The 22,786-nt window shown below is 59.6% G+C and carries 15 protein-coding genes and 2 pseudogenes; 15 read left to right on the top strand and 2 right to left on the bottom strand.

Annotated elements, in window-relative coordinates:
- The first annotated feature begins 101 nt into the window (after positions 1–101).
- On the top strand, positions 102–851 hold the full coding sequence (locus ACTJKE_RS27695; protein WP_440637912.1) for an SDR family oxidoreductase: 750 nt from the start codon (positions 102–104) through the stop codon (positions 849–851).
- 23 nt (positions 852–874) lie between these two features.
- On the opposite strand, the gene ACTJKE_RS27700 is transcribed toward ACTJKE_RS27695, so the two are convergent.
- The gene (locus ACTJKE_RS27700; protein WP_113511752.1) at positions 875–1,738 is read right to left on the bottom strand and encodes a LysR substrate-binding domain-containing protein; all 864 of its coding nucleotides are present in this window, start codon (positions 1,736–1,738) and stop codon (positions 875–877) included.
- Between the two features lie 110 nt (positions 1,739–1,848).
- On the opposite strand from ACTJKE_RS27700, the gene ACTJKE_RS27705 reads away from it, so the two are divergent.
- Positions 1,849–2,259 carry a tautomerase family protein gene (locus ACTJKE_RS27705; RefSeq protein WP_058328511.1) on the top strand — a complete coding sequence of 137 codons (411 nt, stop codon included), beginning with the start codon at positions 1,849–1,851 and terminating at the stop codon, positions 2,257–2,259.
- A 620-nt stretch (positions 2,260–2,879) separates the two neighbouring features.
- On the opposite strand, the gene ACTJKE_RS27710 is transcribed toward ACTJKE_RS27705, so the two are convergent.
- Complete coding sequence (locus tag ACTJKE_RS27710) at positions 2,880–3,320, bottom strand: hypothetical protein (RefSeq protein ID WP_440637909.1); 441 nt, start codon at positions 3,318–3,320, stop codon at positions 2,880–2,882.
- 479 nt (positions 3,321–3,799) lie between these two features.
- On the opposite strand from ACTJKE_RS27710, the gene ACTJKE_RS27715 reads away from it, so the two are divergent.
- The 13 genes and pseudogenes from ACTJKE_RS27715 (at position 3,800) to ACTJKE_RS27775 (ending at position 22,730) form a co-directional block, all read left to right on the top strand.
- The gene (locus tag ACTJKE_RS27715) at positions 3,800–5,893 is read left to right on the top strand and encodes a GumC family protein (RefSeq protein ID WP_063893389.1); all 2,094 of its coding nucleotides are present in this window, start codon (positions 3,800–3,802) and stop codon (positions 5,891–5,893) included.
- A 205-nt stretch (positions 5,894–6,098) separates the two neighbouring features.
- Positions 6,099–6,620 (top strand): transcription termination/antitermination protein NusG, encoded by a 522-nt coding sequence (gene nusG, locus ACTJKE_RS27720; protein WP_440660924.1) that lies wholly within the window; start codon positions 6,099–6,101, stop codon positions 6,618–6,620.
- A 314-nt stretch (positions 6,621–6,934) separates the two neighbouring features.
- Complete coding sequence (locus ACTJKE_RS27725) at positions 6,935–8,539, top strand: hypothetical protein (RefSeq protein ID WP_440693078.1); 1,605 nt, start codon at positions 6,935–6,937, stop codon at positions 8,537–8,539.
- A 178-nt stretch (positions 8,540–8,717) separates the two neighbouring features.
- Complete coding sequence (locus tag ACTJKE_RS27730) at positions 8,718–9,899, top strand: glycosyltransferase (protein WP_440693080.1); 1,182 nt, start codon at positions 8,718–8,720, stop codon at positions 9,897–9,899.
- A gap of 182 nt (positions 9,900–10,081) precedes the next feature.
- Positions 10,082–11,434 (top strand): exopolysaccharide biosynthesis polyprenyl glycosylphosphotransferase, encoded by a 1,353-nt coding sequence (locus tag ACTJKE_RS27735; protein WP_440693082.1) that lies wholly within the window; start codon positions 10,082–10,084, stop codon positions 11,432–11,434.
- Positions 11,435–11,482: 48 nt separating this feature from the next.
- Positions 11,483–11,932 (top strand): annotated as a pseudogene (locus ACTJKE_RS27740) (polysaccharide biosynthesis/export family protein); the annotation flags it as partial.
- 60 nt (positions 11,933–11,992) lie between these two features.
- Positions 11,993–12,826, top strand: a complete 834-nt coding sequence (locus ACTJKE_RS27745) for a hypothetical protein (protein ID WP_245296191.1) — start codon at positions 11,993–11,995, stop codon at positions 12,824–12,826.
- Between the two features lie 924 nt (positions 12,827–13,750).
- Complete coding sequence (locus ACTJKE_RS27750; RefSeq protein WP_440693112.1) at positions 13,751–15,505, top strand: type I secretion system permease/ATPase; 1,755 nt, start codon at positions 13,751–13,753, stop codon at positions 15,503–15,505.
- Positions 15,506–15,535: 30 nt separating this feature from the next.
- Entirely contained in the window at positions 15,536–16,840 is a 1,305-nt protein-coding gene (locus ACTJKE_RS27755) for an HlyD family type I secretion periplasmic adaptor subunit (protein WP_440693084.1), read from the top strand.
- Between the two features lie 67 nt (positions 16,841–16,907).
- Positions 16,908–17,843, top strand: a complete 936-nt coding sequence (locus tag ACTJKE_RS27760; protein WP_440693086.1) for a sulfotransferase family protein — start codon at positions 16,908–16,910, stop codon at positions 17,841–17,843.
- Positions 17,840–19,342 carry a lipopolysaccharide biosynthesis protein gene (locus tag ACTJKE_RS27765; protein ID WP_440693088.1) on the top strand — a complete coding sequence of 501 codons (1,503 nt, stop codon included), beginning with the start codon at positions 17,840–17,842 and terminating at the stop codon, positions 19,340–19,342. The genes ACTJKE_RS27760 and ACTJKE_RS27765 overlap by 4 nt, the downstream gene beginning before the upstream one ends.
- A 337-nt stretch (positions 19,343–19,679) precedes the next feature.
- Positions 19,680–20,081, top strand: a pseudogene (locus ACTJKE_RS27770) (transposase); the annotation flags it as partial.
- A gap of 267 nt (positions 20,082–20,348) precedes the next feature.
- Complete coding sequence (locus ACTJKE_RS27775; protein WP_440693090.1) at positions 20,349–22,730, top strand: RTX toxin; 2,382 nt, start codon at positions 20,349–20,351, stop codon at positions 22,728–22,730.
- The last annotated feature ends 56 nt before the right edge of the window (positions 22,731–22,786 follow it).

Consider the following 22,786-nt stretch of genomic DNA (forward strand, 5'->3'; position numbering starts at 1 on the left):
GATTGGATCCGAGGTTGGCGGATAGAGTGACAGGCGCTAAACCTCGTTCCTGAAGCTCTGATTTCGCTTCGACCAGGAAACAACGGGCACCGAGGGCCGGCATGTTCAATCTCAGCGGAAAGAGGGCACTCATTACAGGCGGCGGTCGCGGGCTCGGCCTTGAAATGGCAAAGGCTCTCGCCGAAGCCGGCGCTGCGGTAGCAATCAACGGTCGCAACCGCGAGAAACTTGAAGCTGTGCGCCAACAGCTTGCCGAAGATGACATCGCACTCGATATTGCTCCGGGCGATGTCGCAGCGGATGCGGCACAGATTGTCGATGCGGCTGTAGCTGCGACGGGGCAGCTCGATATCCTGATCCATGCGGTTGGCGAGCGCGACCGGCGTGGCACCGACGCCATGGACCCCGCCTCCTTTGCGGCCCTGATCAACGCCGACCTGACGGCCGCCTACACGATGGCGAAGGCGGCGCTTCCCTACCTTCGCCGCTCCGTTTCCGGGCGGCTGATCTTCGTTACCTCCATCGCCGCCTTCGCCGCGCGCCCTGGAGACCCAGCCTACACCGCCGCAAAAGGCGGCCTTGATGCACTCACCCGCTCGCTTGCAGTCGAGCTCGGCTCCGACACGTTGACGGTCAACGCTATCGCGCCTGGCTGGTTTGCGACGGAGACCAATGCGGCGCTTGCCGCCGATCCGGCGCTCCAGGCTTTCGTTGACGTCCGCATTCCCTTAAAACGCTGGGGCCGACCGGAAGAGATCGCGCCTGCGGCCGTGTTCCTGGCTTCCCCCGCTGCAAGCTTCGTCAACGGCATTACACTGACCGTCGATGGCGGCATGACCGTGCAAATGTAGCTGCCGTTGGCCCCAAGATAACATCATGGTCTGCTGCTCTCGTTCGGCAATTCTTCTGCGAGAAGCATCGCGAGACTGGAGGCGGCCTTGTCCGCCTTCGGCTTGAGCCGCAGGCTGAACTCCGCCTTCGGCAACGCCGGCAACGAGAGGGCTTGGGGCGCGACGGCGACCCCCTCGCCTACAAATCGTGCAGTCCGCGCCGTGATCGCGATGCCGCTTCGGACCGCAGCACGCAACCCGGAAAGGCTCGGACTGGTCGCCGCGATACGATAGGCACGTCCGGCGTCATCGAGCGCACTTGTGGCCGCTGAGCGAAACCCGCAGGGCGGGTCCAATACCGCGATCGGCAGCTCACCACCGGCGGGAACCGGATCAGCCGATGCAGTTAACCACAGCATCGGCTCGCTCAGCATCGCGATCTCGTCCGGTTGCGCGCCGTCCCGCATGACGATCAGGACATCGATCGCTCCTTGGTCGTAGGCTGCCGTCAGCTCCCGGGAGCGCCCGACCCGCAGATCGAGGCGCACGCGTGGATGTGTGCGCGCAAAGAGACGTAAGAGATCAGGCAGGTTGCTGTCGGCAAAGTCCTGGGTGCAGCCGAGCGTCAGGCGACCATCGGCCTTCGCGCCCTTAAGGCTGAGCCACGCATCCCGATGGACTTCGAGAATCCGCCGCGCATGAACGAGCAGATCCTCCCCGGCCGGCGTGAGGACACGTCCTCTTCCCGACTGGGCGAGCAGCGGCTCTCCCACCATTGCCTCCAATCGCTGCATCTGAGCGGTGACAGCGGAAGCGGTGCGCCCCACCGCGGCAGCCGCATGAGCAAGCGAGCCACCGTCAGCGAAGGCAAGGAACGTTCGGAGCAGGTCAGGATCGAAGGTTTGCATAACTTCAATATAATCGAAGTGTTAATATCATACAATTCGATTTTATCTCATCAAATGAAGTGGCAGATTGGATTTCAACAGGGATCACAAATCACCAAAAGGAGCCTTCCATGCCCATCATCAACATCACGGTCAGCGGCAAGGCCGACGCGGCTCTGTCTTCCCGGATCGCCGCCGCGGTCAGCGAGCTGACGGCAACACACCTGCGCAAGGACCCGGCGATCACTGCGATCGCCGTCGCCTACATCGATCCCGCCCATTGGTTCGCCGGCGGCAAGTCACTGGCGGAGCAGGACTTGAACAGCTTCTGGCTGGACATCAAAGTTGTCGACGGGACAAACACGAAGCCGGAAATGGCTGCCTATCTGGAGGCGGTATACGGCCGCTTCGCGCAACTTCTCGGCAGGCTGCATTCGGAGAGCTACATTCTCGTGCACGAGGTGCCGGCCGCCGCCTACGGCTACGGCGGCAAAACGCAAGAGTTTCGATACATCAGCGGGAAGCTGAACGTCACCGCATAGCAGCGGACATTCTCTCATCTGGCGACCCCTCCGCGCAGTCCGAATGGCGCGAAGGGGTCGCCAGTTTCATCACGCGGCAAAATGGGAGCGCCGGAGAGCAGAAGGATGGGAGGGAACAATCGCTTGGCAAGGCCGTTCGACGCTGAACTGACTCAAGTAATGGAGGGCCGATCATTGTGGATCCGGTCCAAAAGACGGGGCATTGGGCGACAATGGCGATCGCACAAAGCACCGGCGGAGCATGTTCAGGATAACACGACGGCGACAAATTTCCTTACGATCGCCGACTTTGGCGACGTCCTGTTGCATCAACTAGCCTCCAGGGGATGCGCGACCTCATTGCGCAGTGGCGCTCCACCACCTGTTGAAGTGGACGCACCTGGAAGAGTGGAAATATTGCGGGCAGCCAACCCACAGACGGGCGGTCACTCCTGGAACCTTCGATCTGTCGATGAGGCGTAGGCTCACAAGGCCTTCTGCTTCATTCGCTCGCCCGCCCCTGCAGCCGCTGCTTGCACATAGGAAAAGGCAGCGCTGATCCTGACACTGGCGAATAATCCTGCTCCTAAGACAACGACATCGAACGCGCCTGGTGCCGCTCGATAACCCGGGTTCCCTACCTAATCCCGCGCATTTGCATTGAAGACTTGGCGCCGTCCTTCTGTGATCTCCAAGTCACGGACTGCCGACTTCGTCGCATCGAGGTCCGCCTGGATCTTCAACAGTCTCTTGCGCAGGTTGAGTACTGCTGTCGAAACCACGACAATTTCGGCGATCACGACGACACCCGCCCCAGCAACGCCTCCAATGCCAAACAGGACCAATGTGGCGGCGCCGATTAGGATTGCGATAGCGCTGCATCTGAGGCTGCAACCGCCGCTCAGGAATAGAACGGCCGGAAAAGTTGCCAGCAGGACCTCTACAACCCCGGACTTGTCTCCAATGGCCTGCGAAACGAATTCGATGAGCGTATCCATAGCTACCCGCGGCTCGGTGAGACAATTCAAGTTTGGCGATTGATCAACCGAAAGTTCCACTTCGAAGCAAGTCGGTGTTTTCATCGAAGGGCATTCATCAAAGCGTCATCGCAATTGGCTAAAGTGGACGCGGAGCGGTCTCTGGCCGCCGTCCAAGCCTACGCGGGCTTCACGATTAACATTTTGATGCTCTGATCGTCAGCAGTCTCATCCCGTGTATGTGCTCAATGCATCTACCACAATAGCGGTACGCGACATTCGCCTTTTGGCGTTGAGCTCGATCAAAAGTACTGGTCGCCACATCCATTGCTTAGTCATCGTACGCCCTAGTGCTGATGGCACGTATATTAGCGAACCTGATATGTTCCCGGTTGGCCGGCAGTTTGGATCGGTCAACGGCGGAGCAGGATGACTTGGACGTACCGCAATTTGGGGCGCCAAACCCCAGCTTGCCGCGTGTGAGTGCGACTGACCGTTAGCTCCCCAACGTTCAATACTGCAGGCCTTCCGCTGGTGCAGCACCGGCGGACCTTATCATTACGGTTATTTGAGGGGATTTGAAGATGCAGAGCTCGACCGACCGTGTGATCGTAACACCGGAACCGGCGCTGCTCGACGTGAGGGAGATCATCGATTTTCTTCGCCGGCGTTGGAGGTTCATCTCGTGCACTGCCGCCCTAACGCTCGCAGTATTCGTTGCAATTTCGCTCGCCATCACACCCTCATATACGGCGTTTTCCAGGATCCTGCTCGACGCTCCCAAGGACTACATTTTGTCTCAGGACGCAGGGCCTGAGCTGCGCGACAACTCCACCTTCATCGAAAGCGAGATTGCCGTCCTGACGTCCGCTTCGCTGCTCCAGAAGGTTGTCGAAAGCGAAGGGTTGGCGGAAGAAGACCCCGACCTTAGCGCCGGAGCCCTGGCATGGCTGGAAGGTGCGCTAGAAGTTTCGCGCGTCGGACTGGCGGATGTCATCGAACTGTCTGTAACCTCGCATGATCCAGAAGAAGCGGCCCGTCTGGCCAATGCCCTTGCCGAGGTCTATGTGCAGGACCGCATTGCGTCCCGCTACGAGGGCGCCAAGAAAGCTTCCACATGGTTGAGCGAGCGGGCCGGAATTCTGCGCGAAGAACTGAGCCACTCGGAAAACGCCGTTCAAAAGTTCCGTGCCGAGAACAATCTCCTGGCAACGCAGTCGGGGAGCCTGACCGAGCAGCAATTGTCAGAGCTGAACATAGCCCTCATCAACGCCCGCGCCGAACTGGCAACGAAACGCTCGAAGTTCGAGCAGGCAGAGAAAATACTTCGCATTGGCGGCGACGCTCAAACCTTGCCTGACGTGCTGCAATCCAATGTCGTGAGCGCGCTGCGCACCCAGGCCGGCGTGATGACGCGCAAAGAGGCAGACTTGCGCCTGAGGTACGGCGAACAGCATCCGGAGGTGATGACGGTCCAGGCGGAGCGGCGCGACATTGAACAGCAAATCTCCGCCGAAACCCAGCGGCTCATCGGCAACCTTAGAAACGAGGTGGAAGCCGCGGAAGCGCGTGAAGCTGCGCTTTCTCGGGCGCTCGCATCGGTCTCTGGCCAGTCGGCGGTCGAGGATCAGGTGGGGGTACAGTTGCGCGATTTGGAGCGTATCGCGGCCGCAAACAAAGAACTGTTCCAGACATTCCTGTCGCGAGCCAAGATCGCCGAGGAAAAATCAACGCTGCTCAGCAGCGGTGTGCGCGTCATTACGCATGCTGGCGTTCCGCTCGCACCGAGCTTCCCGAACAGGCCACTTTTCGCGGCTGTGGGTCTGGTTTTTGGCACCGCGTTGGGGGGCGCCGGCGCACTTGTACGCGAGCTGTTTGCTTCCGGCTTTATGGCGAGACGTCAGGTGGAAGAAGCCTTGGCGGTTCCAGTTCTGGCCTCCCTGCCCCGAATGACGGAATGGTCGAGGACGAAGTCGAGGGTGCAGCCAGTAGCATACCTGGAGCACCGACCGTTGTCGCGCTACAGCGAAGCCATCAGAAGGCTGCGCCTGGGGCTGGGCGGCATATCCGAAGCCGACCACTCGCGATCAGTCACTCTCGTCACCTCGGCCATGCCTGGAGAAGGAAAGACGACCCTTGCTTTGAGCCTTGCTTACTCCGCTGCTGCCGACGGCGAACGCGCGCTGGTAATCGACGCCGACCTCAGGGTTTCGGCCACCACCGCCTTCTTTGGGATGGCGGAGAATGTTGGCCTGGTCGATCTTCTGACGCTCCCCATTGATCCCGCCAAGGCAATCCATCTGGATGAGCGTTCCGGCATTCACGTTCTGCCTGCCGGCGGAAAGACCTTAAATCCCCCGGCCCTTCTCGCCTCCGCACGCATGCGGGCAATGCTCGAAGAGTTCCGGCGCACCTATGACACGGTGATTATCGATGCGCCGCCGGTCGGGCCGGTGGCGGATGCCTCCATTCTCGCAGGCCATGCCGACAGGGTGGTCTTCGTCGTGAAATGGCGTGACACGGCGCGCGAAGCCGTCGCTGAGGGCATTCGATACCTCGGCAACCGATCCAAGATTTCCGGAATTGCTCTGACTATGGTCGATGGACCGAAGCTGCCCAAATACGGGCGTTACGCGTCGCTCGACGGCAACGGATATGACAACCGCTACTTGAATTGAGAATTGGAGCACTTCGCGCTGCTGGCGAAGATAACGCGCCAAGAACAACATGGTTAATGTCAAGATAACAATAAGACAACATCAGGCAACCGAATACACTCACAACGATATACTGTCCTGGATTCGAACATTTTAAATAAATATAGAAAATAGAGGTGGAGAGATGCTAACTGACAACACACGCGGTGGCTCACCTACGGCGTCGATGGACGATACGAACGATACTCAGCTCGAACGCTGGTACGTTGTACAGACACATCAACACTGTGAGAGCCTGGCTGAAAGACATTTGTCCTCACAAAACTTACGGACCTACCTGCCGAAAAGGCACCGAACCATTCGTCACGCGCACACCATAAAGACCGTTTGTTCGGCCTATTTCGACGGCTACCTTTTTGTCTCGCTGGACATTCAACGGCAGAGGTGGTCGCCGATCAATTCGACCGTTGGTGTACGGAAGCTCGTCATGAGCGACCGCAAGCCGATACCGGTACCCTACGGGATTGTAGAATCTTTGATCCTGGCAACAGACGAAGACGGCTTCCTCCACCCAAAAGATATATTTCAGACTGGAAAAACAGTTAAGGTCTCAAGCGGACCATTTGCAGAACAACTAGGTGTACTCGACTATGTCGGTCGATCTGGCGCTGTTAGAGTGCTAATGGACATTATGCATCGCGCGGTTCCGATTTATATAGACAGAGATAAATGCATAGTATTAAATTGAAACAGGGATTTTGTTCCTCGTAATTTGCGCTCTATTACTTATTAATGGAATTTTATGCACAGATGATGAGTCCGATCGACTCACCTTCGGTGCGGTAGCCTGCGAAGAATTGGCAAAGGCCGGCGTCGGCTCGAACGACCGACAACATCACACCATGGATTTTCAATGATGACGCTCCCGACAATCGATTGCGACGGGCTCCGTTGGCCATGCCTAAACAGGGCGAGAGGGGTGAACCACACTCTCTCAAAGAGGTCCACGGAGCCAACAGGCAGCCGTGAACGGTTTCGGTGGCTCCCATGAGCTCACAGCCCATGTCCACTTGGCAAGAAAACATCGTTGCACGGGATTCTACGCCTTCGGCGGCGAACAGCCTGGATCATGTGACAGCGTTGCGCTGCGATCCAGCTTTGAGCGCATCGCCGCCTTCAGTTTCGCCGCTGGCGGCTGCCGCTGAACTATTCGCGGCGCTTGATGCAGCCGGCATCCGTTATGGAATGATCCAAGACACGGCAAGCCTGCCCGAAGCACTCGCTGGCCGTGACGATATGGACATGCTGCTCGATAAGCAGGACTACACGGCCTTTTGCGGGATCATGGCGCGATTGCACGGTCTGCGCAGTGTGAGCCTCTCCTGCTACGACAATGCCTGCGCAGGTCGAGAGGACTGGTTTGTTCCTGATTTTTCACGCAGTGCCTATCTTCATATAGATCTTCATGTTGGCATCCGCGTTGGTTGGGAGTTCCGCAAGCGCTATCTCGCGTTCGACTACGCGGCAATTGAGCAATGGGAGCACCTGTCTATCGCTGGGATATCCATACCGGTCGCCTCTGCGGAGGCTGAGATCGGGTTGGCGATTGGCCGTTTCGCGTTTCGTTTGCGAGCATGGCCGTGGACACAATGGCTGGCTGTACCTGGAGATTGGGGTAATAAACTCGCGCGGCTGCCCTTACTATCGAGCAAACCGGGAGAATGCGTCATCGAATACGATGGCGGCTGGAACGGCAAAGTAACCTGCAGAATACGGCCGAGCGACAGCGGCATCGAGGTGCATCGCGCTGATCTTGCGCGGCTGAGGCGCTCGATCCGTCACCGGTGCGGGTTTTCGAATGGTAGCGGTCTGGCGGACGCAACAATCCACGTGATCCGCAAGGCCTCCTATCTTTCGTTAAGGGTACTCGGACGCGTGTTTCCGGGCAGCGTTCCGGCCAAAAGGCGCGCATTGACAGGCGGGCTCGTGGTGGCTCTCGTGGGACCGGACGGGCTTGGCAAGAGCACCCAGACCAATCTGCTGGCGCGGACCTTCGCTTGGAAGTTCGGCTGTGCGCAGGTTTATGTCGGCACCGGAGAGGGCAATGGTTGGTGGTTCCGCAAAGGACTACAGAACCTGCTTGCACCCCGTAGACGCCATTTCAAGGCGGTGATCCAGCGTGATCGGAAGGAGCCAGGTAGCGGGGCGAAGAGCAAGGCACTTGCGGCCGGGTTGGCCCTTTGGGGCGTGCTGATTGCGATTGAAAGATACGGGGTCGTCAAGCGCGCACATCGCTGGGCGACACGCGGCCTCATCGTCGTCTGTGACCGCTGGCCACAGACGCTTCAAAAGGGCTATCTGGACGGGCCGATGATCCCGTCGAACCTGCCCGCCGTTCCCGGAATTGCGGCCCTCGCCCGGTTCGAAGAATGGCTTTACCAGAAGATGAATGAGTGCAAGCCAGACCTGACCCTTCACCTCGTATCGGATTTCGCGGTCTCGCAGAGCCGAAAGCCTGGCGAAATCAGCAAGGAAGGGTTTGAGGCGCGGATGTCGTTGATGGCCGAGCTTCGCGCACTCGACAAGGACATCAGGGTCATCGACGCAAGCGCCAATACCGAGACCATCAACCGGAACCTTTTCAAGCAAATCTGGCTGTCCCTGTAGCCGCCCCGTCCTCAAGACAGCCCCGGACAGACCAATACGCACCACGCCTGCGGCGGGGCCAACTGCATGTCCCCTGGATTGCAACGTTTTGAGGAACCCCACGCGGACCCGTCGTTCCCAGGCCACGGCTCCCGTCTGAAGGATCCGCAGTCATTAATGTCGCGGAGATAACAAAAAGATGAAGATCGTTCACGTGTTAACCCGCCTGTATCGCGCAGGTTCGGAGGAAAATACCCTGGCCTGCTGCCACGCTCAGGTGAAACACGGCCATGAGGTCTTGCTGGTTCACGGCAACCAATACGATCCCAGCCTGCAGGCTTCGGTCGCCAAGACCATGCGTGTTGTTGGCCTCGACGCGCTTGTCCATCCAATATCTCCCTCCAACGATTTCGCGGCCCTGAGGCAGCTCAGCCGATTTTTCCAAGAATGGCACCCCGATATCGTCCATACCCACCAAAGCAAGGCCGGCATCATTGGTCGGCTCGCCGCCAGGCAGGCGAATGTTTCAGGCATCATCCATGGCGTCCACATCATACCTTTCGTGCAGGTCGGCAGCGCGCAGAAGATGACGTTCCTGGCCGCCGAGCGGCTGACGGCCAGGTACACCCGTGCCTTTATCGATGTCAGCCAATCGATGCGCGATATCTGCCTCTTCCACCGCATCGGCAGTCCCGCCCAGCACTATGTCGTTCATTCGGGCTTCGACCTTGCTCGCTTCTCCGGCGCAAAGTGGCCGAAGGAGGCGCCGCGGCTTCTTGGCATTGCCCCGGGCGAACCCAAGCCACCGGTCGTTTTGATGCTGGCGGCGCTCGAGCCCAGGAAGCGCCATATCGAGTTCATTGAAGAATTCCCGCAGGTTGTCCAACGCGTTCCGGACGCACGGTTGATTCTTGCTGGCGAAGGGCCGGCACGGCCTGATATCGAAGCTGCCATTGCGCGTTCGCCGGTGGCGCAAAGTATCCACCTGATCGGATATCACTCCGAGCCGGAGCAACTGATCAGCTTGGCCGATGTCTGCGTGCTGACGTCGATGCGGGAAGGACTGCCGCGCGTTGTCATGCAATATCTGGCTGGCGGCCGGCCCTGTGTCGTGTCGGAGCTGCCCGGGTTAGGCGAAGTCGTCAAGCACGGGATCAACGGCGTCGTGACGCCAGCGGGTGATGTGGGCGCGGCGGCAGCGGCCGTTGCCGATGTCCTCGAGTACAAACCGCTTCGCGCCCATCTGGCCGAAGGAGCAAGGCGCACCGACCTCACATCCTGGGGACTCGATGCGATGTGCGACAGCGTCGAGATGGTCTACCAATGCGTTCTGGGGGCACCCGCTGCCCACCGCCCTTCAGGCGCGCAGGCATACCACTAACGACGGCAACACCACAGTCAACGCTTGATGCAACGATCCCGGCGCCGCCGTCTGTGCCAAGCCGGTCGCCGACTCCTTTCTTTCAAAGGCAATAGGTTCGTCCCGTTTCCCCTGGGAGATATATCGTGACTCAAATACCCGCCGAATCCACACATCCCTGGCACAGGGCAATTTCGTTCCCAATGGAGCAAGTCAAGAATCGCTACGTGCTCAGATGCCTGCTGTGCTCCTTGGCGATGCTCGGCGATCTCTGCATGATCGTTGCGGCAGCGATCACGGCCGACGTCACCAGCTTTGACGTGGTCGGCTTCGCCCAGAGCCCAAAGCTTTCCTACGTCGTCTTGCCCACCTACCTGGTCGCAGCCTGGAGCCTTGGCGCGTACCACTTGCCGACCTTACGCTCGGCCACGAACTCTATCAAAAGCTGCCTTGCCTCACTGGCTGCGGCAACCGGCTTTTCGCTGCTGGCCGCACACGCCTTCGATGTCATCGGCAATTTTCTGTCGCAAGAAACGCTTCTCTTCCTCGGCCTTGCAGCCGTTGGCCTCACCGTCCTTCATTGCGGCATAGCGGCGGGACTGCGTCGGCGAGAGGATCAGACGGAGGCAAAGGTCGTTCTGCTCGGCGACGACAGCGTCCGTTCCAATCGGCAGCGTAAAGTCGCGGCGACGATCAACGTGAGGGCATGCGACTGGCATCCGGTGGAAACCGACCCAAATTTCCTCAATGATCTGTCGCTTGCCGTCGCTGACGCGGACCGGATCGTGCTGTCGTTCAGGGCTTTCAAGGAACAGTTGAAATGGGCGAAGCTACTCGGCGAACTCGGATTTGAGACCGAGTTACTTGAACCAGGTCTTGCTGGCCTGAAACCATTGGCTCTCCGCTACCTCGACTCCACACCCACGCTGGTTGTTTCCACGGGACCGCTGACTTTGCACAAGCGCGCCTTCAAGCGCGCCTTTGACCTGCTGCTCGTGCTCTTGTCCGCGCCGGTGATGGTGCCCCTCGTCGCCGTTCTCGCCGTTCTCGTGCGCACGGACTCGCCCGGTCCAGCATTCTTCGTGCAGAAACGCATCGGCACCAACAACAGATACTTCAACTGCATCAAGTTCAGAACCATGCGTGTCGACCTGACAGACACAGCCGGCAACCACCTTACCGAACGGAACGACCCCCGGATAACACGGCTCGGGCATTTCCTGCGCCATACCAGCCTTGATGAGTTGCCGCAGCTTTGGAACGTCTTCTTGGGACAGATGAGTCTCGTCGGTCCGCGGCCGCACGCGCTTGGTGCATCCGCGGAGGGTGCGCTCTATTGGGAAGTGGTGCCGGATTACTGGCATCGTCACGCGATGAAACCTGGCCTGACGGGCCTCGCTCAGATCAGGGGCTATCGGGGCCCGACCGAAAAGCGATGCGACATCGAAAGCCGGGTCGCAGCTGACCTCGAATACATCCACTCCTGGTCGCCATGGCTGGATGTGAAGATCCTGTTGAGGACGATGCGCGTCCTTGTGCACAGCAACGCATTCTAAAGTGTATCGAGTATCGTCACGCCTTGAGCGTTGACGAAGGAGGCGGCGATGAAACGGTGTGTCGATCCAACCTATGTCTCAGTTCCGTTCGGGCGCGAATACCGGGGCTTCCATCGACCTGACAGTGGGATTGATTGCGGTCGCCTTTGGCTGCGAACTCTTGCGCTCGTCATCGCTTTGTTCGCCGCGAACTTCGCCCGCGCCGACGGGTATCTCCTCGACACGGGCGACGTGGTGCGTGTCTTGGTCTTCGGGGAACCAGCCTATCCGTTGGAGGTTGTGGTCGATGATCGCGGCGCGATCGCGCTTCCACTTCTCGGAGACGTTCGGGCCCGTGGCCTGACGACCGGCGCCCTTTCTCAGGATATCCGGAGCGCTTACCAGCAACGGAAATTGATCCTCGACCCCTATGTCAAAGTCGAGATCGGGCAATACCGGCCGTTCTTCATTTCCGGCGCCGTTGCCCATCCTGGCTCCTATCCGTTCCAGCCGGGAATAACCGTCAGGCACGCATTGGCTCTCGCAGGCGGCTTCCGTCCAACGACAGCTGGAGAAACTGTGCCTGCGCTACAGATCGCGGACCTGCGCAGCGAGCGGGCAAACCTGCTGATCGAGGAATATCGCCTGAAGGTTCGCCTTGGCCGGCTTCATGCAGAGAGCAAACTCGTCGACAGCATTGTTGTTCCGGCCGATCCCCCAGCTGAACTTGGCCAGAGTTTGATTGACGAGATCATAGCAACCGAGCAGGCACAACTAACGGCCCGGCTGACCGCATTCCGCGACGACATATCCCATCTTCAAGCCTCGCTCGCACGCTTGAACAAGGAAGCCGAAATGTTGGCCGGCGCCAAGGGCGAGCGGCAGCAGACGGTGAAAAGCCAGCTCGACGAACTGGAGTCCATCAGGACCCTGCGCCAGAAAGGTCTGATCACCAACTCGAACGTGATGGCATTGGAGCGCGCGCACAACAACTACCGTCTCGACCTTGCCCAGTTCGAGATGCAGCAGACGCGCCTGCAGCAGGATCTGCTCAACATGGAGAGCGAGTTGCGCAAGAAGCACCAAGAGCACGCGTTTCAGCTGATTTCGGACACGCAGGAAACACAAGTTCAACTGGCGAAACTGGCAAGCCAGCTACGATACCTTTCGGACAAACTGCTTTTCGTCTTCGAATATGGCGAGCACCGGACACTCGAAGACCTGCAGGGCTCCGTAAAGATCCTGATCTTCCGGCGCGGCAAAGAAACGGGCCAGGAAGTTGCCGCAAATGAGAACACCGAAGTCAATGCCGGCGACCTCATAGAGGTCTCGGTGGTGGCAAGCAAGGGCTTCTATTCGTCAGCAGCATCCCGTCCGGACCCGGCGGCCGACATGGAGAAGAAAGCTTTTTGAGGTGGGGTTGAGACGCTGTCCACCGTTTCGGCGGCCGATTTACGCGTTATGCGCCACGGGCGCAGCACCAGCAAACCCGTCAAAGAACCCAATTGCACGGTCATAACAGCGAGCAATGTCAGCAAGATCACAGGGAGAGGGCTGACGATCTCTCGATACTGCACCAGGTAAATTGGTGTGATCAACAATACGACAACGGACGAAAGGAAGATCCAGGCAACCCGCCTGGAGCATCCTCCGAGGAAACCAACCGTCAGAAGGATTGCGAGCTCTAACACCAGTCACTCCTCAGGCTGAAATCTTCATCCGAAGCCACAGTTAGAGTCACGGGCAAATATCGTAGCAACGATCGACGAGAACAATGACAGTGGTGCAACAGTTTCGCAAGATGCGGCTTGCCGGTCGTTGGTTTCCGGCCTTTTGGGCGGCCGGGATGCACTAGAGATGGTTTTCAGCGGCCCAAATATCGCAGGCATTTTGACCTTCCTTTCAGGTGCGGCCGTCGTTGTTGTGGGAAGTCGCATGCGCTCAGAACCTCGTCACCCAACCGCACCGGCAAAACAGGCTCATCTTTTGCGCGGGCCGCGGCGCCGATCGCGCCATCGCACAAGCCCGCTCACAACCTTGCAAGTGCTCGGTGCGTTCTTGTTCGCACTCGCACTTGGCCGGTTCGCGTTTGAGTTCTTGCCGACCAGCGGCGCGTGGAAGACAGCAAGGTCCGAGCTCTCCGTCGCTCCATGGCGAGCCTGGATGGAAAGCCTCAACGCAAGCGCCACCCTCATAAGCGATCAGCTAACCAAGCTGACGGGTGTTGCGTTGGATGGCACATTGCTTTGGATAGCGATCACGGCACTGGGTCTGCTGCTAATGCTCGTTCCACGGAGGCGGAAAATCAAAGTCTCCGTCGCCAACACCTCTGCGGCGATGCTTTCGGCCGCTCAACGTCCCGCGCCTGGTACGGAACTTGCGAGCGGTTTGCGTTCCTGCCGTAGCGCACTTGTAGGTGTGGCAATATTCAGCGGCGTCAGCAACATCCTCATGCTGAATGGCGCGATTTTTATGCTGCAGGTCTACGATCGGGTCCTACCGAGCCGGAGCGTGCCAACACTTGTCGGCCTGTCGATACTGGCCGCTGCGCTCTTTTTTGGGCAAGCGCTCATTGATCTCCTGCGCGGTCGGATCATGACGAGGATCGGCGCTGAACTGGACGAAACAGTCTCCGCGCGAGTGTTCAGCGCTATTGCACGTCTACCTCTCCTCGTCGGGCAACAAGGCGACGGTCTGCAGCCTCAGCGCGACCTCGATAGCATTCGGACCTTTCTCGCCAGCCCGGGTCCCAATGCGCTTTTCGAACTGCCGTGGCTGCCCTTCTACATCGCAATCATCTGGGGTTTCCATCCCATCCTGGGGCTGACCGCGATCGGCGGCGCAATCGTACTTGTAACACTGACAATCACGACCGAGATGCTGACGCGAAAGCCTGCGAGCGCGGCGACATCTTCCGGGATCCGGCGCAACAACCTGGCGGAAGCCAGCCGCCGCAATGCCGAGGTATTGGCGGCCATGGGTATGCGCCGGCACCTGCACGACCAATGGCGGGAAACGAGCCGCGAACATATCGCCCAACAGCAAAGCGTCAGTGATGTCGTTGGAGGCCTCGGCAGCCTGTCCAGGGCGTTGCGACTGATGCTTCAATCGGCCATGCTGGGCATCGGCGCGTGGCTGGTCATCCATGGCGAAGCGACGGCCGGGGTCATCATCGCGGGGTCAATCCTCGCAGGGCGGGCCCTTGCGCCCGTTGATCTCGCAATTTCCCATTGGCGCAACTTCATCTCGGCCCGCCAAAGTTGGCGCAGACTGAGCCAGTTGCTCGCGCGGCTGCCTGAGGATATTGCACCGATGGCTCTTCCCGCTCCGCGCTCCAACCTCACCGTAGATCGGGTCGCCGTTAGCGCGCCCGGCACACAACGGCTGATCGTCCAGGGGATTGAGTTCGATCTCAATGCTGGCGTCGGGCTTGGGGTTATCGGCGCCAGCGGCTCCGGCAAATCAAGCTTCGTGCGTGCCCTCGTCGGCGCGTGGCGACCAACCATCGGCCGCATAAAGCTTGACGGGGCGGCACTCGAACAATGGCCGCAGGGATATCTCGGGCGCTACATCGGTTACCTGCCGCAGGACGTTGAGCTTTTCGCAGGAACGGTGGCAGCCAATATCGCGCGCTTCGAACCGGTGGCGGATGCCGATGCCGTTGTCGCTGCCGCCCGTGCCGCAGGTGTCCATGATCTGATCGTCAGCCTGCCCAACGGATACGAAACCCAGATTGGCGAAGGCGGGGCCGCTCTGTCGGCCGGACAACGTCAGCGCATTGCTCTTGCCCGCGCGCTCTATCGCGATCCATTCCTGATCGTCCTCGATGAGCCGAACTCAAACCTTGACGCAGATGGCGAGATTGCACTTGGCGATGCCATAAGAAAGATCAAGGCCCGCGGCGGTATCGTCGTCATCGTTACGCATCGGCCCAACATCCTCGCCGCCGTCGACCTGGTGATGGAAATGAAGGAAGGGCAGATGCAGATGTTGGGCCCGCGAGAACGGGTGCTTTCCAAGCTCATCCCGTTCCACCCCGCCAACATTGACGGCCTGAAACGCGTTGCCGCACAGTCCAAACCATCGAATTGAATGGTCGCCAAGACAATTACCGACTCTCAGATGAACGCGACACACTCCCACCGACGCTCCATTCGCCGTAACCTTCTGGGCGGGGTGACTATCATCGCCCTGCTCTTCGGCGTGGTCGGCGGATTTGCCGCAACCATTGAGATTTCGGGCGCAATCATCGCCCACGGCGTGGTGGTTGTCGCTTCCAATGGCAAGAAGGTCCAGCACCCGACTGGCGGCATCGTCAGCAGGATCCTTGTGCGAGACGGCGCGCATGTTGAAGCCGACGATCTTCTCGTGCAGCTCAGCGACGTCGTGCCCCGCGCCAATCTGGCCTTCGTGACCAAGAGCTTGGACGAGCTCTACGCTCGAAAATCACGCCTCGAGGCTGAGCGCGATGGCGACCAACAATTGACCATCGCCCCGACACTCACCGCGCGGATGAGCCAACCGGAGGTCGCGGCACTGGTTGAGAGCGAGCGGCGATTGTTCGAGATACGTCGCCTCGAACGATCCGGGAACAAGGCGCGGCTGCGTGAGCGCATCGAGCAACTGCAGAAGCAGATCGAGGGCTACCTGGCCCAAGGAAGGGCCAAGAAAAAGGAGATCGAGCTGATCCGGGAAGAACTCCAGGGAATTCGCGATCTTGTTGAAAGGAAACTCACGCCGCTGTCGAAGCTGACGGCCTACGAACGCGACGCGACCCGGATTGAGGGCGAGCGGGCACAGTTGATTGCCAGCACTGCACAGGCGCGGGGCGCGATCGCTGAGGTGCTTCTCCAAATCCTGCAGCTGGACAAAGAATTCTCGAGCTCGACCGGCAGCGAATTACGTGACGTCGACGCAAAGATCGCTGAATTCGAGGAACGCCAGGTTACGGCCACGGATCAACTTCTGCGCGTCGATATCCGTGCACCCGCAAGCGGTACCGTCCATCAGTCGACGGTGCACACCATTGGCGGCGTGATCGGCGCGGGCGAGCCGATCATGATGATCATTCCGGATCACGATGTTTTGGCGGTCGAGGCAAAGGTTGCCCCCCAAGACATCGACCAGATTCAAGTCGGCCAAAGCGCCCTGCTGCGGTTTACCGCCTTCAATCAGCGCATTACGCCGGAGTTCCAAGGTGTCGTGTCATTGATTTCGGCCGACGTCACGCATGACCAGCGAACGAACGAGAGCTATTACGTCGCGCGGATCACGCCGACGCTCGATAGTCCGGCACACGCAAGCCCCTTGGCCCTCGTTCCCGGCATGCCCGCCGAAGTGTTCATCACGATCGGGGATCGGACAGTGATGTCCTATCTGATGAAGCCTTTGTCGGACCAGATGATGCGCGCTTTCAGGGACGAATAGGCTCAACCCAGGTTGGGCCACCATTGCCGTTTGCTTTGCCCGGTATCTCCACAGAACGAGGTTTGCCGTGATCGCGACCAAACTCAGACCCCCGATATTCCTGATTGGTAACTATCGATCAGGCACGACCATCACACAGAAATTGATCGGCCTGCATCCTGATGTGGTGACCTGGTATGAGCCGAGGGCGCTCTGGCTCTACGCGGATCCCGGGCGGTGCCACGACGTGTTTACCGAGCGCGATGCGACGGAAAAGGTTATCCGCTACATCCGCGGCCGCTTCCTCGAGTTTCAGGTAAGGAACGGTGGCCGGCAGATCATGGAGAACACCCCGTCCAACGTCCTTCGCTCATCCTATGTGCACCAGATTTTCCCTGAGGCGACTTTCCTCTTCATCACGAGAAATCCGTTTTCCTATATCAGCTCCATGGAACTGAAATGGCAGCGAACGAAGACGCTGAAGGGAATGAAGAGAACGCTTGCGACAACTCCAATAACACAGCTTCACCATTATGCCGGCGCGTTGATCCGACAAATCTTCGTCAAGAAGATACTGCGGAAGAAATACGCGCCGATCTACGGGCCGAAATACGAGGGGATCGATCAGGATCTGAGGGAACACGACAAGCTGACCGTAATTGCCCGCCAATGGGCGCGTGGCAACCGCCGGGCGAGAGAAGATCTCGCCCAGCTCGGAGAAGGCCGCGTATTGACCTGTCGCTATGAGGACCTGATGCAGGATACCGAGACGACCTTGCGCCGCATCTACGACCACTGCGGGCTCGTCTGCAGCGATGATATCCTTCGTGTCGCCAAGGAGATGGTCGACCCCACGCGCCAGGAGAAATGGCTTCGTTTCGATCCAGAACAACTGCAGGCGATCCTGCCGGAAGTCGAAGAAGAGATGCGCGTATATGGCTACGAAGTACCCCTTCCGCTTCGATCAGAGAAGGCCGGCAAGGGCGCCGTGTTAGGTCCTTCGCCTGAGGAGTGCAAGGCGTGAGCGATATCCGACAGGGACTGGCAAAGCGCAGTGTCGTGGGCATGTTCTGGACGGGTTTGTCCATGGGGGCCCTCGCCCTGGCGGAGGTTGTCGCGCTCCTCGTGCTCGCCCGGCTCCTTTCTCCCAGTGAGTTCGGGCTTTATGCCGCGGCTCTTGTCATTATCAAGCTCGCAACCATCTTCGAAAACCTCGGTGTTGCGCCGGCAATCGTGCAGCGACCCGAACTCGACGAGCGTCACCTTCGGGTCGGCTTTACATTGTCGCTGGTCCTTAGCCTCCTGATCGCCGGACTGGTCTGGTTGGTCGCACCGGCTATCGCCCACGCCATGCGACTTACCGAACTGGCAACGGTCGTGCGTGCCACCAGTGTGGTCTTCCTTTGCCAAGGGATCGCACTGGTGGCGCAAGCCGTTGCCCAGCGGGCTTTGCGGTTCGAGTGGCTGGCCGCCGTCGACGCGGCGACTTTTGCCGTCGGCTTCGTGATCGCAGCACCGATCTTTGCCTTGGCTGGCTTCGGCGTCTGGGCGCTTGTCGGTGCACTCATGACCCAGAACCTGCTGCGCACGGTCGTGCTGCTCATCGGCCAACCACATCCCAAGCGGCTCTTGCTTGAGCGACGGGCAGCCGGAGAGCTGCTTTATTTCGGTGGCGGGTTCACCATAGCTCGCGTGTGCAACTACCTCGCAACCCAAGTGGACAAAATCATCGTGGGGCGCTGGCTCGGAGCGGAAGCGCTCGGCATCTATTCGCTTTCCTCGCAGCTCATGACGACGCCGGCGGTCATCATCGGCCAGATTCTCGACCGCGTCCTGTTTCCAACGATGGCCCTCGTGCAACAGGAGCCCGCCCGGCTCGCTCGCGCCTATCGCAGTGCGGTGGCGGCCTGCGCACTTGTGGTGCTGCCGGCAAGCGTCGTCGTCGCGATAACAGCGCCCGAGCTCGTTTTGGTCCTGCTCGGTCCGGGATGGAACGCGGTCGTCGCTCCCTTGCAGATCCTGGCCGTCGGTATGTTGTTCCGCACAAGCTACAAGCTCAGCGACTCCATCTCGCGTGCCACCGGTGTCGTATACGCAAGGGCATGGCGGCAGGCGATATTCGTGGTCACCGTGGCGACTGGCGCCTTCTTTGGACATTTCTGGGGCGTGACAGGTGTGGCGGCCGGCGTCGTCGCGGCAGTCGCGTCCAATTTCATGCTGATGGCGCATCTGAGCCTGCGCGTTACCGGGATCAGTTGGTCCGAATTCATCGGGGCACATGCGCCAGCGCTTGCACTTGCAAGCGTGGTCGGTGCGTGTGCCTGGATCGCGGTCGATCAATTGCGCCAAGTCCAAGTGGCGCCCCTCGTTCTCCTTCTCAATGTGGCGATTGCCGCCGGCGCGTCGGGGCTGGTGTCATGCTGGCTGTTGCCGACGCTGTTTCTTGGGCGGGACGGACAGTCGATGCTTCGCCTGATCGCAGGGATGGCGCCGGCGTGGCTGCGTCGAAGCCGGCCAGGATAAGGAGGTCGCTCTTCAACATTCGGCGGGCATAGTCCCGCCGACGATGCTCCAGCGTTCTAAAGCCCATCCCCGCGATCTGAACGTGCGACGCCGCCTTGACCAACGGCGCCGCTCCTTCAGCCGCGGGCTTCGGCGTTGCCCCGGGATGCCCGGCGTTCGGCGAGCATCCACACGGATAGCAGACCCGCAAAGGCTGGCTCGCAGAGCCGCCTCGGAAAAAGGAGGTGACATGAAAGAGGTCGCCTCTGGACAGAACGGATCACTGAGATGCAGGTGATGATCGGGGGACAGTCACGCTTGCAGCCTTTCGGCTTATCCGGTTGGCGTTCGACACGGGAAGACGATCCCCGGCATCGGCGAGTTCTTCGCAAGGCTGATCGAGGCGGAGATCGACGATATCAGCCGGTTCCGCAACCCGAAGAAGCTGGCCGCCTATGCGGGCCTCATACCGTCGACCTATTCGAGTGGCGGTAAGACCCACTACGGCAAGATCATCAAGCAGGGCAACAAGTGGCTGCGCTGGGCCTTCGTCGAAGCGGTCGCACCGGCCGTCGCCAGCGATCCTGAGCTTCGCGCCCAGCACGAGCACCTGAAGATCAGAGAAATCAATAAGGCGCGTGGGGCGATTGCACGCAAGCTTTTGACGATCGCCATCCAGATCCTGCGTGACCAGCGCGCCTACGAGCGGCGCGGCAAAATCCAGGAGGAAGGCGCTTGGGCGATATCCCGGCTGTCCTGATGACTTCGTATCGAGCCCGGCAGGATTGGGCTGCGCTCTTCAAGGAGAATGGGAAACCGGGAACCGAGCCCTCTGTGACCGAAGCCAAGGCATAAGGTCACGCATTGGAGATTGGTTCAGAACCGAAGGACGGAGAAACAACCGGTCCAGCGGCCAGAGACAATTGAGCCGATCGGCGCCAATGCCGATCAAAACCGAACCGAACCCAAGGAAAAGCCGCCGGTTCAACGCGTTTTGCCCCTTGCGTTCTTTCATTGGAGATACGACATGACCAGCCTGGCTCGGTTTCCTAGCGTCAAACAGCTCTTGGCAGATATCGACCTCGACTATGGCCTCAAGGGCGATGGGCTGACCGCTGACGGATCAATGACACTGACCGGCATCTCCGCTGCCGATGCATTGGCTTCATTTTTCCAAGACATACTGCGAGCGACGGTCTCGTTCGAGGGGATCGGCGACTGGGACCGCTGGCCCACTGGCTTCGATCCATGGGGCGCGCCAACGCACCACGACGACGCCACGGCTCCAGCCGAAAGCGGGGTGGCGAACCACACCGAGACCGTATCCCCAACCCTGGCGTCTGACGGCGACGCAGGAGCCGCCAAGACGATGAGCGCTCAGAGTTTTGCGGTTTCCAGCAGCAGCACACCGACGACTTTCGAGACACGCGTGTCAGGTGCGGCCGATGACGCCGAGGAAAAGGCCTCTGGTTCAATAACCGGCAATGTCAATGATCTTGAACTTGGATATGATGACAGCACGCGCCAAACGGTCGGCTTGCGCTTTGCCGGCATCGATATCCCGAAGGGTGCGATCATTACCAACGCGTACATCCAGTTCACCACGGACGAGGTGAGCACGGGGTTAGCTTCACTACTGATCCGTGGTCAGGATTCGGACGACGCTGCCGAGTTTACCACCGCAAAATTCAATGTCTCCTCACGACCGACCACAGACGCATCGGTCAGCTGGGCACCGGCGGACTGGACGATACGCGGTGAGGCTGGCACCGGGCAACGTACGCCCGACCTGAAGGCGATCATTCAGGAGATTATAGATCGTGGCGGTTGGGCGGCGTTGAATGACATCGCCTTCCTGGTCACGGGGACCGGCACCCGCACTGCCAAGTCTTTCGATGGCAATGCCGTGGCCGCGCCGTTTCTGCACATCGAATATTACATACCCACGGCAAGCGCACCTGTTGCCTTCAATACTCCGGACGATGCCAACCCCATCACCAACCAGATCGCGGAACTGGCTGCTGTCGGAACGGCCGTCGGCATCACCGCTTCTGCAAGCGATCCCGACGCCGGTGATACGGTGAGCTACAGCATAGACGATGCGCGTTTCACCATCGACGCCGCGACCGGTGTCATTACGCGTTCGGGCGTCGGCAGCCTCGACTTCGAGACCCAGACTTCGATCACTCTGACGGTGACAGCGACATCATCCGATCAGAGTACGGCCACCCAGAGCTACACTCTCGGCATTCTCAACAGCCAGGAGCCGGTCGCCTTCAAGACCCCGGCCGATGCCGATGCGGCCACAAATCAGGTTACCCAGGACGCACCCGCGGGCACCAAGATCGGCATCACGGCGTCAGCGGCGGATCCGGATGCCGGCTCGACCATCACCTACAGCCTGAACGATACGCGTTTCGCAATCGATTCGAACGGCATCATCACCCGCTCGGGCACGGGTGCGCTCAATGCCCAATCCCAGCCTTCGATCACCTTGACCGTCACCGCGACATCCTCGGACGGCAGTACCGCCTCCCATGACTACAGCGTCAACGTCACCTCAGGTACGCCCAGTCCGCCCACGTCGGCGACGCTCGTACATACCGTTCTGACCTCGCAGTGGTCGCCGGCAAGCCCGGACCCATCGGGTGTAACCTACATTTCCCATCTCGGCACCTTGATGATTTCCGACGGCGAAGTCGATGAGATGTCGATATTCCAGGGAAAGAACCTCTTTGAGATGAGCCTGAACGGTAGCTTGGTGAGGTCGATGACCACCACCAGTTTCTCGGACGAGCCAAGTGGCGTTGCCTACAATCCAACCAATCGGCACCTTTATTTCTCCGATGATACCGGCACGAAGAGCGTCTACGAACTCAACCCGGGAACGGACGGACTTTACAGCACAGCCGATGACATCGTGACTTCGTTCAAGACGTCCGCCTTCGGGAGTTCTGACCCTGAGGGCCTAGCCTATGATACGAAGCGCGGTGTGCTTTATCTCGCGGACGGCTCGGCAAATATCTACACGATCAATCCGGGCGCGAACGGCAAGTTCGATGGAGTGGCTTCCACCGGCGGCGATGACGTGGTGACGAGCTTTTCGATCGGCACGCTCTCGAATGGCGATCCTTGCGTCGAGTACGATCCTGTTCACGACCTGCTCTATGTCGTCAAGTCGCGTACTCAGGTGGTCATGATGTCGACGACGGGACAGCAGCTGGGCACACTCGATATTTCGGCGGCCAATGCCCGCAAAGTGGCCGGTCTGGCCCTCGCGCCGAGCAGCGATGACGCGAACCAGATGAGCCTCTACATCGTCGACCGTGGCGTCGACAACGATTCCAACCCGAACGAAAATGACGGCAAGCTTTACGAGTTCCAGCTCGACCACTGGCTGCTTGCGTGAGCGCGACCAACGTACATGATCGGCCGTCGGGCCACAGCCTGACGTGACCCCGTCGT

Source organism: Ensifer sp. 22521 (genome assembly GCF_052044795.1).
In the GTDB taxonomy this organism is placed as follows: Bacteria; Pseudomonadota; Alphaproteobacteria; order Rhizobiales; family Rhizobiaceae; genus Ensifer.

Bases quoted from the DNA above. Each gene is read 5' to 3' on its own strand.
- ACTJKE_RS27710 (WP_440637909.1), bottom strand. From the start codon at position 3,320: ATGAAAACACCGACTTGCTTCGAAGTGGAACTTTCGGTTGATCAATCG.
- ACTJKE_RS27695 (WP_440637912.1), top strand. From the start codon at position 102: ATGTTCAATCTCAGCGGAAAGAGGGCACTCATTACAGGCGGCGGTCGC.
- nusG (WP_440660924.1), top strand. From the start codon at position 6,099: ATGGACGATACGAACGATACTCAGCTCGAACGCTGGTACGTTGTACAG.
- ACTJKE_RS27730 (WP_440693080.1), top strand. From the start codon at position 8,718: ATGAAGATCGTTCACGTGTTAACCCGCCTGTATCGCGCAGGTTCGGAG.
- ACTJKE_RS27715 (WP_063893389.1), top strand. From the start codon at position 3,800: ATGCAGAGCTCGACCGACCGTGTGATCGTAACACCGGAACCGGCGCTG.
- ACTJKE_RS27700 (WP_113511752.1), bottom strand. From the start codon at position 1,738: ATGCAAACCTTCGATCCTGACCTGCTCCGAACGTTCCTTGCCTTCGCT.
- ACTJKE_RS27705 (WP_058328511.1), top strand. From the start codon at position 1,849: ATGCCCATCATCAACATCACGGTCAGCGGCAAGGCCGACGCGGCTCTG.
- ACTJKE_RS27775 (WP_440693090.1), top strand. From the start codon at position 20,349: ATGACCAGCCTGGCTCGGTTTCCTAGCGTCAAACAGCTCTTGGCAGAT.
- ACTJKE_RS27725 (WP_440693078.1), top strand. From the start codon at position 6,935: ATGTCCACTTGGCAAGAAAACATCGTTGCACGGGATTCTACGCCTTCG.
- ACTJKE_RS27755 (WP_440693084.1), top strand. From the start codon at position 15,536: ATGAACGCGACACACTCCCACCGACGCTCCATTCGCCGTAACCTTCTG.
- ACTJKE_RS27750 (WP_440693112.1), top strand. From the start codon at position 13,751: ATGCTTTCGGCCGCTCAACGTCCCGCGCCTGGTACGGAACTTGCGAGC.
- ACTJKE_RS27735 (WP_440693082.1), top strand. From the start codon at position 10,082: ATGGAGCAAGTCAAGAATCGCTACGTGCTCAGATGCCTGCTGTGCTCC.